This window comes from Corynebacterium sp. AOP36-E1-14 (assembly GCF_052377495.1).
Taxonomy (GTDB): Bacteria; Actinomycetota; Actinomycetes; order Mycobacteriales; family Mycobacteriaceae; genus Corynebacterium.
Map to the genome: position 1 here is coordinate 1 of NZ_JBQSWV010000007.1, position 13,173 is coordinate 13,173.

Annotated in this window: 13 protein-coding genes; 4 read left to right on the forward strand and 9 right to left on the reverse strand. The window is 68.1% G+C overall.

What is annotated here, in order from left to right:
- Positions 1-81: 81 nt before the first annotated feature.
- Positions 82-408 (forward strand): hypothetical protein, encoded by a 327-nt coding sequence (locus ACT3TD_RS04765; RefSeq protein ID WP_441579458.1) that lies wholly within the window; start codon positions 82-84, stop codon positions 406-408.
- 3 nt (positions 409-411) lie between these two features.
- Here the strand turns inward: ACT3TD_RS04765 and ACT3TD_RS04770 are convergent, their stop codons facing one another.
- The gene (locus ACT3TD_RS04770; protein ID WP_441579457.1) at positions 412-1,413 is read right to left on the reverse strand and encodes a helix-turn-helix domain-containing protein; all 1,002 of its coding nucleotides are present in this window, start codon (positions 1,411-1,413) and stop codon (positions 412-414) included.
- Between the two features lie 190 nt (positions 1,414-1,603).
- On the opposite strand from ACT3TD_RS04770, the gene ACT3TD_RS04775 reads away from it, so the two are divergent.
- Entirely contained in the window at positions 1,604-2,686 is a 1,083-nt protein-coding gene (locus ACT3TD_RS04775) for an alkene reductase (RefSeq protein WP_441588367.1), read from the forward strand.
- Here the strand turns inward: ACT3TD_RS04775 and ACT3TD_RS04780 are convergent.
- Together ACT3TD_RS04780 and ACT3TD_RS04785 are read right to left on the reverse strand one after the other, a co-directional pair.
- Positions 2,655-3,554 (reverse strand): GDSL-type esterase/lipase family protein, encoded by a 900-nt coding sequence (locus ACT3TD_RS04780; RefSeq protein ID WP_441579455.1) that lies wholly within the window; start codon positions 3,552-3,554, stop codon positions 2,655-2,657. The genes ACT3TD_RS04775 and ACT3TD_RS04780 overlap by 32 nt on opposite strands.
- Before the next feature lie 251 nt (positions 3,555-3,805).
- Positions 3,806-4,588, reverse strand: a complete 783-nt coding sequence (locus tag ACT3TD_RS04785) for a hypothetical protein (RefSeq protein WP_301443878.1) — start codon at positions 4,586-4,588, stop codon at positions 3,806-3,808.
- A 245-nt stretch (positions 4,589-4,833) separates the two neighbouring features.
- Here ACT3TD_RS04785 and ACT3TD_RS04790 point away from each other — a divergent pair, with 245 nt between their 5' ends.
- Positions 4,834-5,886 carry an isopenicillin N synthase family dioxygenase gene (locus ACT3TD_RS04790; protein ID WP_441579454.1) on the forward strand — a complete coding sequence of 351 codons (1,053 nt, stop codon included), beginning with the start codon at positions 4,834-4,836 and terminating at the stop codon, positions 5,884-5,886.
- Positions 5,887-5,968: 82 nt separating this feature from the next.
- Positions 5,969-7,435 carry a uracil-xanthine permease family protein gene (locus tag ACT3TD_RS04795; protein WP_441579453.1) on the forward strand — a complete coding sequence of 489 codons (1,467 nt, stop codon included), beginning with the start codon at positions 5,969-5,971 and terminating at the stop codon, positions 7,433-7,435.
- A 47-nt stretch (positions 7,436-7,482) separates the two neighbouring features.
- Here ACT3TD_RS04795 and ACT3TD_RS04800 read toward each other — a convergent pair whose 3' ends face one another.
- The 6 genes from ACT3TD_RS04800 to ACT3TD_RS04825 all read right to left on the reverse strand — a co-directional run bounded on the left by ACT3TD_RS04800 (position 7,483) and on the right by ACT3TD_RS04825 (position 13,145).
- Positions 7,483-8,208, reverse strand: a complete 726-nt coding sequence (locus tag ACT3TD_RS04800; RefSeq protein ID WP_301443654.1) for an SDR family oxidoreductase — start codon at positions 8,206-8,208, stop codon at positions 7,483-7,485.
- A 73-nt stretch (positions 8,209-8,281) separates the two neighbouring features.
- A complete protein-coding gene (locus ACT3TD_RS04805; protein WP_441579452.1) occupies positions 8,282-9,676 on the reverse strand; it encodes an aldo/keto reductase in 1,395 nt (464 codons plus the stop codon).
- 122 nt (positions 9,677-9,798) lie between these two features.
- On the reverse strand, positions 9,799-10,566 hold the full coding sequence (locus ACT3TD_RS04810; protein WP_301443656.1) for a hypothetical protein: 768 nt from the start codon (positions 10,564-10,566) through the stop codon (positions 9,799-9,801).
- A 128-nt stretch (positions 10,567-10,694) separates the two neighbouring features.
- Positions 10,695-11,516 (reverse strand): hypothetical protein, encoded by an 822-nt coding sequence (locus ACT3TD_RS04815; protein WP_441579451.1) that lies wholly within the window; start codon positions 11,514-11,516, stop codon positions 10,695-10,697.
- A 60-nt stretch (positions 11,517-11,576) separates the two neighbouring features.
- Entirely contained in the window at positions 11,577-12,671 is a 1,095-nt protein-coding gene (locus ACT3TD_RS04820) for a hypothetical protein (protein WP_441579450.1), read from the reverse strand.
- Between the two features lie 105 nt (positions 12,672-12,776).
- A complete protein-coding gene (locus ACT3TD_RS04825; protein ID WP_301443529.1) occupies positions 12,777-13,145 on the reverse strand; it encodes a hypothetical protein in 369 nt (122 codons plus the stop codon).
- Between the last annotated feature and the right edge of the window lie 28 nt (positions 13,146-13,173).

Below are 13,173 nucleotides of genomic sequence, written 5' to 3' on the forward strand. Positions count from 1 at the left end.
TTTTGCGATGATGTCGGCGGTATGACGTTCCCCGGCATCCGCACCTCTATCAACGCTTATTCCGACACAGGAGGATGTCTCATGACCCGTACCAAATCGTCCAACGCCCGCCGCTGGGCCACCCGCGCCGCTGTCGCCGCAGCAGGTGCCGGCCTGGTCGCCGGGCTCGCCGCCCCGGCCGCGAGCGCCGTCCCGATCAGCACCATCGAACGAGGTGGCGCCGTGTCGTGCACCATCAACCGTGACGTGGACATGGGGCCGGTCTTCGGCGGATACACGCAGGGCAACTGCGACACCCGACCGGGAACGTTCGTCCGCGGGATCGGCACGACCGACATCTACTCCCTCGGCCAGGTCTTCCTGCCCGGCGGTGCCAGCTACTCCGCCTGGGTCAACAAGTTCTGGTGATCCTCAGCACCCCGTCCTGAAACCCCGCGCAGATGTCGGTCCTACTCCCACAGACCAACATCCGCGTGGGGTTTCGTGATCAGGCGCCGAGCACCGGACCTCCGGAGCGTTCCCCGACCGACTCTCCTGTGCGATGCCCTGGAGAATGGTCATCGCGTCCGCCGAGGCCTCATCCGCCGGGGCGTACACCTCCAGGCGGTGGTCGGGGCTGTCGGCCTGCAACCAGATCTGGAAGTCCACCGTGATCTCCCCGACCCGCGGGTGCAGGAAACGTTTACGCCCGGCCGTGCAGGTCCCGACCCTGCCGGTGGCCCACAGGGCGGCGAAGTCGGCGTCCTTCATGCAGAGCTCGCCGACGAGCTCCGCCAGGCGGGCGTCGTCCGGGTATTTACCGCTGACGAAGCGCAGGTAGGACACGTAGGTGCGCGCCTCCGCCTCCCAGTCGCGGTACATGCCCCGCACCGTCTCGTCGAGGAAGAGCAACCGCGGCAGGGACGGACGCGTCCTGGCGTCCGACGTGTCGAACGGCAGGTGCGGTGCCAGAAGTGCGTGGCCGGTGGGCGTCCACCCCAGGGCGTCGTTACGCCTTCCGAGCAGCACCGCCGGCTGGTCGCCGAGCGCGTCGAGCATCGCCAGCGCCCGCGGGTGCGGCTGCTCCGCACGCGAGCGGGTGACCGGCTTCACCGGGGAGGGACGCGCCAGGTCCAGCAGGTGCTCGGTCTCGGTGGCCGACAGCTGCATCGCCCGGGCCAGGGCGAGAAGCACCTCGTCGGAGGCGTTGTGCGCCTGCCCCTGCTCGAGCCGGACGTAGTACGCCACGGACACCCCGGCCAGCTGGGCGACCTCCTCGCGCCGCAGACCGGGGACCCTGCGCCGCCGGCTGCGATCCTCGATGCCCGCCGTCGCCGGGGTGATGGCGTCCCGGCAGGACTTCAGGAACTCGCCGAGACTACCGGAATGGCTGCCGGAACTGCCCGGCCCGGGTGCGGCGTCTGCGTGGTTCATGCGCCCGAGTCTAGGTGCCGTCTCCCCTCCCCAGGCACCCTCGCCGGCGCACGAGCATGACCCTGTCAGTGGTACCTCCGCCAGTCGCACCATCAGGGAGGCTCTGGCTAACACCCCTCGGGACGGGGACCATGGTTGACGGAAAACGCAACGAAGCGACGAAGCAAGAATGCAAGGGAAGAAGAACACCGTGTCCAACCTGTCTGAACCACTGCACCTCGGCGCCCTGGAGCTGCCCAACAGGGTGATCATGTCGCCGCTGACCCGGCGTCGTTCCGGAGAGTCACGCGTGCCGACCGCGCTGATGGCAGAGTACTACCGCCAGCGCTCCGGGGCCGGGCTGATCATCAGCGAGGCCACCTCCGTCTCACCCCAGGGCGTGGGTTACCTCGGCACCCCGGGCATCTGGAACGAGGAGCAGGTGCAGGGCTGGACGCAGACGACCGACGCCGTCCACGACGCCGGCGGACGGATCTTCCTGCAGCTCTGGCACGTCGGACGGATCTCCGACCCGGAGCTTCTCGGCGGCGACACCCCCGTCGCCCCGAGCGCGGTGCAGGCGGCAGGACGCGTGCGCGGGCTGCGTCCGAAACGTCCGTACACCACCCCGCGGGCGTTGGAGACCGAGGAGATCCCCGGCATCGTCGAGGACTTCCGCCGCGGGGCGCAGAACGCGAAGGAGGCCGGGTTCGACGGTGTGGAGATCCACGCCGCCAACGGCTACCTCATCGACCAGTTCCTGCAGGACAGCACCAACCACCGCGAGGACCGCTACGGCGGATCGGTGGAGAACCGTGCCCGCTTCCTGCTCGAGATCGTGGACGCCGCGATCGACGTGTGGGGCGCCGACCGGGTGGGCGTGCACCTGCGCCCGCGCGGCGAGGAGCACGACATGGGTGACAGCGACCCGGCGACGGTCTTCGGTCACGTCGCCACCGAGCTCGGACGCCGCGACGTGGCGTTCCTGTTCATCCGCGAGATCGAGGCCGAGGACAGCCGGCTCACCTTGATCAAAAACAACTTCGGCGGGCCGGTGATCGCCAACGAGGAGATGAGCGTCGCCGACGCCGAGCGGATCGTGGCCAGCGGGAGCGCCGACGCCGTCGCCTTCGGCCGTGACTACATCGCCACCCCTGACCTGGCCGAACGCATCGCCGAGGGCCTGGAGTGGAACACCCCGGACCCCTCGACGTTCTACGCCGACGAAGGGGCGGACCCCGCCGTCGGCTACACCGACTACCCTACAGCGCAGCAGATACCTGCCCTGCGATGAACTCCTGGCCGAGCTGCGAGGGGTGCACGATCATCTTGTAGTCCGGGGTGGTGGTGTCGATGAGCCCGGCGATGTAGCGCTGCTGGTCGGGGGCGCAGGAGTCGTGGCCCTGGCTGTTCGCCCGCAGGTCCACGAACTCGGCGCCGATCTCGGCGGCACTGTCGCGCTGCATCGACTGCGCGGCGTCCTGCACGCGCGTCAGGTACTCCACGGGCAGACCGAACGGACGGTCCGGCACCACGTTGACGAAGCAGAAGGTGTCACCGGCGGTGAGCTGCGGCATACCGCCGATGACGAGCTCGGCGTCCGGCGCGACGGCGCGCACCCGGCGCGCGGCATCGCGCATGTCGGACGCGTAGGCGTCCTGCACGGCGTCGAAGTCGGTGACGTCCAGACCGTCCTTCTGACCCCACGGGCCGAAGTTGTTGAGGCCGACGGGGAAGACGACGGAGTCGGTGTCGGCGGTGAGGTCGCCGGCGTCGATGCTGGCGTCGATGCGGTCGAGCATCGTGCGTGACGTCTGGGCGGTGCAGGACCAGTCGCTCACGTCGAGTTCGCCGCCGTTCTCCAGCAGGCGCGGCCAGTTGTCCGGCGCCTGGAGGCACTCCTTGCCGGACTCGAGCTGCCCGGTGCGCGGGTAGTCGGCGAGCAACGGTTTGAGCTCCTCGTACTGGTTCGCCATGCCCACGATCTGGTGCGGGTTGGCGGCGTACGAGTCACCGTAGGTGACCACGTTCTTGACGTCGGACGCTGCTTCGGACGGTGCGTCCTGTGCGGTGTCGGACGGCGCGCTGGCGGCGGCGGTGCCGGAGCCGACGCTGGCGGACAGCAGCAGGCAGGCGGCGAGGGCTCGGGTGGATCGGCGCATTGAGGGGTGTCCTTTTTCCGGGGAGTACTGGGGCGCATGGGCGCGGTCCGTCCGCGGCCCGTCATGCCAGAACCCTAACCCGCTGCGCGCCACAATGTCGGGCAGGAGGCGGAATCGCGGTGCTCCCGGCTTTCCTATTCACCCCCGATGAGACGAAGCATCCTGCCCTCACCCGTGGTGGAGAGATCGTCGATCAGATGCGGGACCACCAACCTGTCGCCGTCCGTACCCCGACCTGATGAGAGACCGCCTCAGCGGGCCTTGCCCTCCTCGCTGAGCACGGCGTGGGTGTGACGGATCATCATGTGCGCGAGCTTGCGGTTGGACCGCGCACCCAGCACCGCGCCGATGCCCAGGGGAAGCATCTTCGCGAACGCGGCACCCGTCATCCGTCGGCGCAGCTGCCGGAACGCGATGCGTCCCAGACGTGAGTTGATGTTGCGCTTCTGCGCCTCGCTGGCGCTGCCCAGCTTCCGGAGCCCCGTCACACCCTTCTTGCCGGACGCCGCGGACACCGCGTCGTTACCGGCGGCACCGGCGATGCTGAACAGGATCAGCCGGCGCCTTGCCTCCCGGTGGCTGATGTCCACACCGCGCAGCCGCGCGCTGGCCAGCGTGTACAGCGCGAAGACCTCCACCACACCGAGAGCCTCCCCGCCGGCGGCACCCATGCTGAGCACCGTGCCGATCCCGGGGAAGAACGCCAGTGCACCGGTACCCGCACCCGTGCCGGTGGCCAGGGTGCGGAAGTGCCGGTCGATCACGCGCTGCTGACGGGCGACCGACTTACGGCGGTGCCTGCGCTGGATGTGGTCGACGTACTTCTCGATCACCGGGGACTGCACCTCGGAGGCCTTGTCCACGGCGCGGAAGAACTGGCTCGCCATCCTGCCGTCCGGCTCGTCCAGGTCGGCGATGCCCTTCAACGCCTCGCGTGACTCCTCCGACAGCTCCTCTTCGGCGACGGGGCCGGGGACGTCCGGTGCGTCCTTCTTGTTCTTCCCGCGGCGGGCAAAAGGCTTCGGCAGCTTCACGTGGTCCTCCAAGGGGTGTGGCCGGCATGCTCGACGGCTGCCGAGTGCGGTCGATTCTAGCTGTTTACCGGGCCGCCACGTCGGCAACACAGTCGTCACAGAAGCGGCACAACCTCGAAATGCCGGACTCATAGATTGAGTCCCGTACCAAGACCAACAGCGGCTCAGCCGGGTCTTCATCGCACGGCGTCGGGATGACGGAGCGTACGACCGTAGGGGAAACCGCGTGACGTGAAAGGACCATCATGGTTCAGACCACCACGCCCAGCACGACCGACAACTACAGCAACGCCGAGCTCGACCTCGAGGCGAGGATGGGCGGCGTCGGCACCGAGACCACCGACCGTGCCGTCCCCGTCATCGACGTCAACAACTGGGACCTCAGCGACGAGCAGTGGGACGCCAAGGCGGAGGAACTCTGGGACGCCGCCACCACCATCGGCTTCTTCCAGCTGAAGAACTTCGGCATCGCCAAGGACGAGATCCAGGCCGCCTTCGCCGAGTCGCGCCGCCTGTTCGCACTGCCGAAGGAGACCCTGGAGACCGTGGCCAAGCCGAAGGGCAAGAACGTCGGCTTCGAGCACAAGTCCCAGATCCGCCCGTCCACCGGCACGCCGGACGAGAAGGAGAGCTACCAGGTCACCCGCCCGCTGATGGACGGCCTGTGGCTCGACGAGGAGACCCTGCCGGACTTCCGCGCCGACACCCTGGACTTCGAGAGCCGCTGCCACGACGTGGCGATGCGCATCCTCGAGTTCTTCGCCGTGAAGCTCGGCTTCGAACGCGACTACTTCACCAAGGTCCACAACCCCGACTCCGAGCTGCACCAGTGCACGCTGCGCATGATCCACTACATGGCCGTGGCCGCGGAGGACAACGTCGCCGACGAGAACGGCGCCCCGGTGTGGCGTGCCGGCGCACACACCGACTTCAACTGCCTCACCCTACTGTTCCAGACCGACGGCGAGTCTGGCCTGCAGGTCATGCCGGGTGCGGACGCCGGGCAGGACGTGCAGAGCTGGACGCCCGTGCCCGCCTTCACCGACATCCTGACCTGCAACATCGGTGACATGCTGATGCGCTGGAGCGACGACCGGCTGAAGTCCAACTTCCACCGGGTCAAGGCCGCCGACGTGGGCGTGGACATCCCCGAGCGCTACTCCATGCCCTACTTCGCCCAGGCCGACCGCGACGCGGTGATCGAGGGGCCCGACCGCAAGTACGAGCAGATGACCGCCGGGGAGTACCTGGACATGCGCATCCGCGCGAACTTCAGCAAGGCCGAGTCCGCGAAGTAGTCCGGCACCGGGGGTCGTCCCCCGGTCCGTCCCCTCCCCCACCACCGCTCAAGCACCACCTCGCTCAGGAGCATCCTCACCCATGACCGCCACCTTCAACCGCGCCGACCGGGCCGACCGGACGCCGCCGCGCGCCCACGACCCCGCCACCACCACGCAGCAGGGGCAGGACGTCGGCTTCTCCACCGACGGGTCCGCCGTGGACACCAACTTCGGTTGGCGCCACAACCTCACCTTCGGCATCCAGCATGTCCTGATCATGTACGTCGGGTGCGTGTCCGTCCCGCTCGCGCTCGGCGCGGCGTTGGGCCTCGACCGGGAGACCGTGGCGATGCTGGTCAACGCCGACCTACTGGTCGCCGGTGTGATCACGCTGATCCAGTCCCTCGGCGTGGGACGTGTGGCCGGCGGGCGGATGCCGATCATCGGCGGCGCCGCCTTCGTCCAGGTGGCGTCGATGATCTCCATCGGGCAGACCTACGGGCTGCCCGCGATCTGGGGCTGCATGCTCGCCGGCGGTGTGGTGGGCCTGGTGCTCGCCTGGCCGTTCAGCAAGCTGCTGAAGTACTTCCCTCCGCTGGTCACCGGCACCGTCCTGCTGTTCCTCGGCGTCTCGCTCATCGGAGTCTCCGCCGGCCTCGTGGTCGGCCGACCGATGGTCGACGGCCAGGACAATCCGGACTACGCCAGCCCGGCGTCCATCGGCATCGCCGCCCTCGTGGTGCTCATCGCGGTGGGGTTGTCCTGTCTGGCCCGCGGTGTGGTGGCCAAGGCGTCGCTGATCATCGCGACGATCGTCGGCGTGCTGGTCTGCTGGCCCGCCGGACTGCTGGACTTCTCCGGTGTCGGCGACGAACCGCTGTTCGCCATGGTCAAGCCGTTCCACTTCGGTGCCCCGGAGTTCCCCCTGGTCGGTGTGCTGTCGATGTCGGTGGTCATGATGTTCCTTTTCGCCGAGACGATCGCCAGCGTGAGTGCGCTGTCCGAGATCACGGGGAAGAAGACGTCGCGCTCGGACGTGGCGCGCACGCTCGTGGGCGACGCGGCGTCCGGCGTCCTCGGCGGTGTGTTCAACGGGTTCTTCGACACCGTCTTCACCCAGAACGTCGGCGCGGTGCGCACCACGCGGGTGCACTCGCGCTACGTTACGGCGACGGCCGGGGTGATCCTGCTGGTGCTGGGGCTGACACCGGTGACCGGTGCGGTCATCGCCGCACTGCCGGACCCGGTGGTCGGCGGGATCTCCCTGATCCTGTTCACCTCGATCGCCGCGGTGGGTGTGAACACCCTGTGCAAGGTCGATCTCACCGACACCGTGAACTCCACGATCATCGCCCTGGCGGTGGCTTTGGGGCTGTTGTCGAAGTTCTCCTCCGACATCTGGTCGAACTTCCCGGAGTGGGCGCAGACCCTTCTTTCCGACGGTGTGGTCCTGGCCGCGTTGGCGGCCTTCGGACTCAACCTGCTGTTCAACCACACCTCCATCGCCGACCGGGCGCGTGCCGCCCGTGATGAACAGCGTCCCGAACCGGAGTCGGTGTTCGTGTAGGCGACACGGTTCAGGCTGCGTTCCTCTCCTCCTGTCGGAGGAGAGGATCACAGCTCCGGTTCGCTGTGCAGGTCGGCCAGTTCCGGGTACTGCTCGAAGATGTCCCCGGACAATTCCCTGCGGGCCTTGAGTGACGTCTCATCGACGAGGACTTCGTAGTCCCCACGCTCCAGGGCATCCCAGGTGTCGTCGATGACACTGGAGGCGGAGATTTTCGGCAGGGGAATGTTCGCAGACAGCGGAGTGTCGATGAATCCCGCATGAACCCCCAGGACGTGGATTCCGAGCTTTCCGAGCTCCACCCGGGAGGAGTTGCTCGCTGACCAGAACGCCGCCTTGGACGCACTGTAGATCCCGCCCACTGAGTTCCAACTCGCCGCCGAAAGAACATTGACGACGGCAGGAGACTCCGCTTTGGCGAGAACCGGTGAAAACATCTGCGTCACCAGGACGGGACCGAAGAAGTTCGTCGCCATCACCCGGTTCAACTCCGCTATCCCGGTTTCCATGAGCTGGGGCGTCCGGGGAGAGACACCGGCGTTGTTGACGAGCACCGTCACATCGGAGGCGCGTTCAGCCACCCACGTGATCGAGTCGATGTCATTGACGTCCAACGTCAGCGGGACGATGCGCTCATCGTCCCACTCCCGGGGATGTCGGGCGGTTGCGTACACTTTCGACGCCCCGCGTGCGAGGGCCTGCGTCACGAATTCCGACCCCAGCCCTCCGTTCGCCCCGGTCACCAGGACAACTGCTCCGTTGATGTCAACCATGTCAACCTCCTTTTATTCAGTCCGGACGGCCTTTGCGCCGGACGGTTATCGTCGTGGGGTGCGGTGGTCGCACCTACGCCATCGGGTTCTCCCAGGAGCCACGGGTGTCCACACTGGCCGCCTTGCCGAGTCGTTCGAGCCGTTCGACGTCATCGACGGTGAGTGAGAGTTCCGCCGCGCGTTCCTGCGAGTCGAGGTACCTCGCCCTGGTCGCGCCGATGATCGGGACCGTCCCCTTGCCGAAGGCCCACGCCGTGGCCACCTCGGCCGCCGAGTAACCGCGGGACCCGTGCTCCTTGCCGACAGCCACGAGAGCGTCGGTGAGCTCGCCGAGCTTCGGGAGGATGTCGTTGTACGTCGCCGCCCGGTAGCTGCCCTCCGGCAACGGGTTGTGCGCGCCGTACCTCCCGGTCAGCGCCCCCTGTTCGAGGACCATGTAGGAGTAGAAGGTGATGCCGTTGCGGCGGCAGTAGTCCAGGATGCCGGCGTCCTCCGAGGCGCGGTAGATCAGGCTGTAGTGGTTCTGCACCGCGGCGAGTTCCACCCCCTCGGCGGCGAGGATCTCCCGGGCACGGGTGATCTCCTCCAGGTTGTGGTTGGACACCCCGACGCTGCCCACCCGACCGTCCTTCACCAGCGGCGCGAGTTGCGGGGTCCATTTTTCCACGTCGGCGGGGTTGTGGATCCAGTAGATGTCGACGTGGTCGGTGCGCAGCCGCTCCAGGCTGCCCTCGAGCATCGCCTCCACGGCGTTGCTCTCCGGGCCGGCGAGCTGCGGGGTGAACTTCGTCGACAACCGGTAGCTGGCACGGTCGTACGGTGCCAGCAGTGTGCCGAGGATGCGCTCGGAGCTTCCCTCGCCGTAGACGGCGGCCGTGTCGAAGAGGGTGAACCCCTTGTCGAAGGCGGTGGCGACGACCTCCTCCAGCTGGCCCTCGTCCAGGTGGTTGCCGAAGACCTCGTCACCGCCGACGCTGCCGGCGCCCCACGACCATGTGCCGAGTGCGGTCGGGGGAGAGTGTGGAGAGTCTGGAAGATCGGATGCATGGACTGTGGTGGGCATGGTGTTCTCCTGGCTGTTCTCGGACGGGATGTCCTGCGGTGACCAGTAGGCCCGCAGTGAGGTGATCTTTCCGTGCTCGTCGAACTCCATTGCGTCGACCACGTCGACGCTCACCTGCCGTGAATCCCACGGCATCCGGAGTTCGAAGGCCACGGCAGCCGCACGCGCGTCCGACGACACAGAGACCGGGGCGACCTGCCGGACGCGGACCGCCGGGTCGAGCGGTTCGGCGTACCAGCGGGACGCCGCGACGACGTCGGAACCCACCGGGTCCTCGACCGTCGCCGTCTCGGCGAAGAGCGCGAGGACGTCCCGCCCACCGCCGTTGTTGATGCCGTCGAGGTAGGACCGCACCGTGGCGCGGATCAGTGGCCTCGTTACCTGTGGCGTGGTTGCCTCCGGCACGGTTCTCCCGTTCTGTGCTGACGCACGCCAAGGCGGATGCCGCAGCGTGGAACAGTTCAGGCGAACGCCTTTGTGTTCCAACCGGTACAGTACATAGTGTACCGGGCGGTACGCAACCGGTCCTACACGACGCGCATCCGGTCGACCTGCTCCTGGGCCAGCGCCAGGGCCAGCTCCTCATCCGCCTCACCTGCGACGATCACGTTCACCGTCCAGCCGTTGGCGGTGGCGGCGACGAACAGAACGGTCTCCCCCACCGCCTCGGAGTCGAGCTCCTCGCCGCCCAGGAGCAGGTCGGTGACGGTCACGTCCGCGGCCGTCCGCTCGTCCACGTCGTCGAGCTCCACGTCGACGGGCTCGGCGACGAAGTACTTCTCCATCGTCCCCATCTCGGTGTCCATGTCCCGGAAGTACTCGCCGCATTCCGCGGCGTCCGGCAGGCCGTCCTGCGGCGTCCCCCTGGTCACACACACGAACACGCCGGACTCGTCGTCGCCGTCGAGCGTGAAGGACGCGACGGCGGTCCGGTCGGTCGGCTCCAGCATCCACTCCATCAGCAACCCGCTGTCGACCGCCAGGCCGGCGCACTGCGGCGGCGTCGTCGCCTGGGTCGGGGCGTCCTCCTCGCCGTCGAAGAACTTCGCGAGCTCAGCCATGTCCGCCGGATCGGGCGCCTCGTAGGAGTACCCCTCCGGGGCGCTCGACCCGTCCAGCAGGACGTCCGACGGTGTGTCGGAGGCCGGCCGGTTCTCCATCGTGTCCTGCGGCGTCGCCTCGTCCGCGGCGATCTCGGCGCCCCCGGAACTGCAGGACACGAGCGTGAACGAGGCCGCCAGCGGGAGGGCGGCGAGGGCCAGGGGCGTGCGGTAGCGACGGGTCATGGGAACCATGAGCATCCTTAACTTGGAGGAGGTGGCAACGTCGCCAGTGACCGTACCGCGCGGCCACGGGAACGAATATTCCCCGCTACACCCTCCATGAACTGCGTAAACAGCATCCCGTCAACGGAAATGCCGGGTCACACGTTGGCCGCGGCGATGCGCTGCGCCTGTGCGGACGCCAGGCTGCTGACCAGCTCCGTGCCCGTCGCGTCGGACGCGGCGATGGTGTAGGTGACACCGTTGACCGTGGCGGTCACGGTGGTCAGGGACTCGCCGACACCCTCACCCTCGATGGGCTCGCCGTTGAGGTCGACCCCGGTCATCGTCACCCGGGCCGCACCCAGGACGTCCGCACCCTCGACGGTGACGTCCACCGGCTCAGCGGAGTAGTGCTGCAGGGTGTTGTCGGTCTCGTCGGCCATCTCGCGGGTGAACTCCGCGCACTCGGAGACGTCCGCCGGGAAGGTCTGCGGGTCCACCTCGTCGGTGGTGACCATGACGTAGACACCGTCCTCGTCGTTGTCCAGCAGGGTGTAGCCGGCGGTGGCGGTGGAACCGGCGGGACGGAACATCCAGTCCATGACGGTCAGTCCGTCGATGGCCAGACCGGTGCACTGGAAGGGGTCGGCGATGGCGACCTCACCGAGCGCCTGGCCACCGACGAGACCTTCGGCGTCGGCGAGCTCCGGATTGTCGGAGAGTTCGCTGAGCATCTCCGCCAGCGAGGGCTCCCCCTCAGCTGCCGGCGGGGTGTACTCGTAGCCCTCCGGGGTCAGGGTGTCATCGATGATCAGGTCGGACGGGGCGCCGGAGGCCGGCTGGCCGGCGTCCGGGACCTCGACGGCGGCGGTGGTCTCGTCGGACGCCGTGGCGTCGTCGGAACCGCACGACACAAGCGCGAACGAGGCCGCCAACGGGAGGACGGCGAGGGACAGGGGCGTGGTGAAACGACGGATCATGGGAACCGGGGCATCCTTAACTCTGTGAAATAAAACCTCGTTATAACCGTACCCTGAGGCTCAATGCCCCCTGGACCCCAGCTCCCCGTACCGTCGTTCCGACACGAGCACCGACGTCCACGACACCGCCAACACCAGTGTGACCAGGACGGCGAACGTGCCCACGGCGACCACCAGGATGTCAGGGACGAGGTTGTCGACCCCCACCACGGTGGTGACCACCCCGACCCCGACCGCCGCGCCGGCCAGTCCCCCGGCCACCGCACCGCGCGCACCCGCGCCGACCACACCGGCACGCGTGGACGGAGGGCGCGCAGCGCCGGTGGCGAGCATGCCGACGACGAGCATGAACGACAACAGGACGACGGCGACGAGCACGGGCGCCCCCGTCAGTGCCCCGAGGACGCCCCCGGGCCGGTCCTTGTCCGCACCGGCCGAGTACCCCCGGCTCTCCAACGCCGACACCACGGCGTCGGCGTCGCCGTCCTGCGCGACGGTGACGGCGACCGTGTCGAACCCGACGTCACTCGTCAGTTCCCGCTCGCTGACCCCTTCACGCTTCGCCAGCAACGAGACCACGAGGTCGTGGGAACCGAAGAAGGCATTGGGCGGCAGACCGGCCTGCGTCTCAGCGTACGTGCCGGCGACCAGCATCGACGAGCTCTTGGAGGTGCCGGTCGACTCACCGGTCTTGACGGTGGAGGAGACGCCGATGTCGCGGCCGAGGTCCGCGGTGAAGTCGTGCCCGTCGAGGGAGTCGGGCGCCAGGATCTGGTCGCCTTCCAGCGAGAAGCCGTCGGAGACGCCGTCCGGCCGGGCCGAAGGCCGGTACTCGTAGACCAGCCCGTTCCAGCCGTCGCCGTCGACTTCGCCGGCGGTGTCGGCGTGGATGCCGGCGCCGTCGCCGACGGTCACGGTGTCAACGTCGTCCATGTCGGCGATGATGTCCATCTCGTCACCGGTGACGCCGGCAGCACCGTCGGACGCCCCGTCCTTCAGCACGGTGAGCTCGCGTTCCGGGTCACCGGAGAAGGTTCCGGTCTCGGCCGCCACGGCGCGCAGCGACAGCAACGGGACGGCGACGACCGCGATGATCAGCACGAGGATGCCGAGGTTGGTCGCCAGTTTGCGCAGGATGAACTCCCGGTCGCTCATCGGCCACACCACCCGATTCCGGTCGGGCGCAGGGAGGACTGGGCGGAGGTCAGTGTGGAGAGGGGCACTGATGTCCTTAACGTCGGAGGGTCAGGCGTGCACGGCTCAGAATGCGCTGTAGGCCATGCGCAGGAAGAGCAGCGCCACCAGCACGGAGACGACGATGAAGGCCTTGCCCGCCCCCTTGGCCTGGTAGGCCTGCCGCACGGTGTAGCCGTAGATGCCGACGAGGATTCCGAAGACACCCGGCAGCAGAATGGCCCACACCCCCATCTCCGAACGACGGATCGCCACCGTGGCGTCGGAACCGGCCACGAGGGCGACGATCACGCCGAGAACCGTCAGCACGGCACCGGTGGCCAGCAGGATCAGTCCGCCGCGACGTCCCTCGGCGGACGTGTCGGCCGAGGCCTGGTCGGCGGCGGTGGCGTCAGTGGTGTCTGCGGCATTGGCGGGGGCGGAGGAATTGCTCATTAAGCAGCGAACTTTCTCATAAGTTGGT

Bases quoted from the DNA above. Each gene is read 5' to 3' on its own strand.
- ACT3TD_RS04765 (WP_441579458.1), top strand. From the start codon at position 82: ATGACCCGTACCAAATCGTCCAACGCCCGCCGCTGGGCCACCCGCGCC.
- ACT3TD_RS04770 (WP_441579457.1), bottom strand. From the start codon at position 1,413: ATGAACCACGCAGACGCCGCACCCGGGCCGGGCAGTTCCGGCAGCCAT.
- ACT3TD_RS04780 (WP_441579455.1), bottom strand. From the start codon at position 3,554: ATGCGCCGATCCACCCGAGCCCTCGCCGCCTGCCTGCTGCTGTCCGCC.
- ACT3TD_RS04790 (WP_441579454.1), top strand. From the start codon at position 4,834: ATGGTTCAGACCACCACGCCCAGCACGACCGACAACTACAGCAACGCC.
- ACT3TD_RS04795 (WP_441579453.1), top strand. From the start codon at position 5,969: ATGACCGCCACCTTCAACCGCGCCGACCGGGCCGACCGGACGCCGCCG.
- ACT3TD_RS04800 (WP_301443654.1), bottom strand. From the start codon at position 8,208: ATGGTTGACATCAACGGAGCAGTTGTCCTGGTGACCGGGGCGAACGGA.
- ACT3TD_RS04810 (WP_301443656.1), bottom strand. From the start codon at position 10,566: ATGGTTCCCATGACCCGTCGCTACCGCACGCCCCTGGCCCTCGCCGCC.
- ACT3TD_RS04815 (WP_441579451.1), bottom strand. From the start codon at position 11,516: ATGATCCGTCGTTTCACCACGCCCCTGTCCCTCGCCGTCCTCCCGTTG.
- ACT3TD_RS04820 (WP_441579450.1), bottom strand. From the start codon at position 12,671: ATGAGCGACCGGGAGTTCATCCTGCGCAAACTGGCGACCAACCTCGGC.
- ACT3TD_RS04825 (WP_301443529.1), bottom strand. From the start codon at position 13,145: ATGAGCAATTCCTCCGCCCCCGCCAATGCCGCAGACACCACTGACGCC.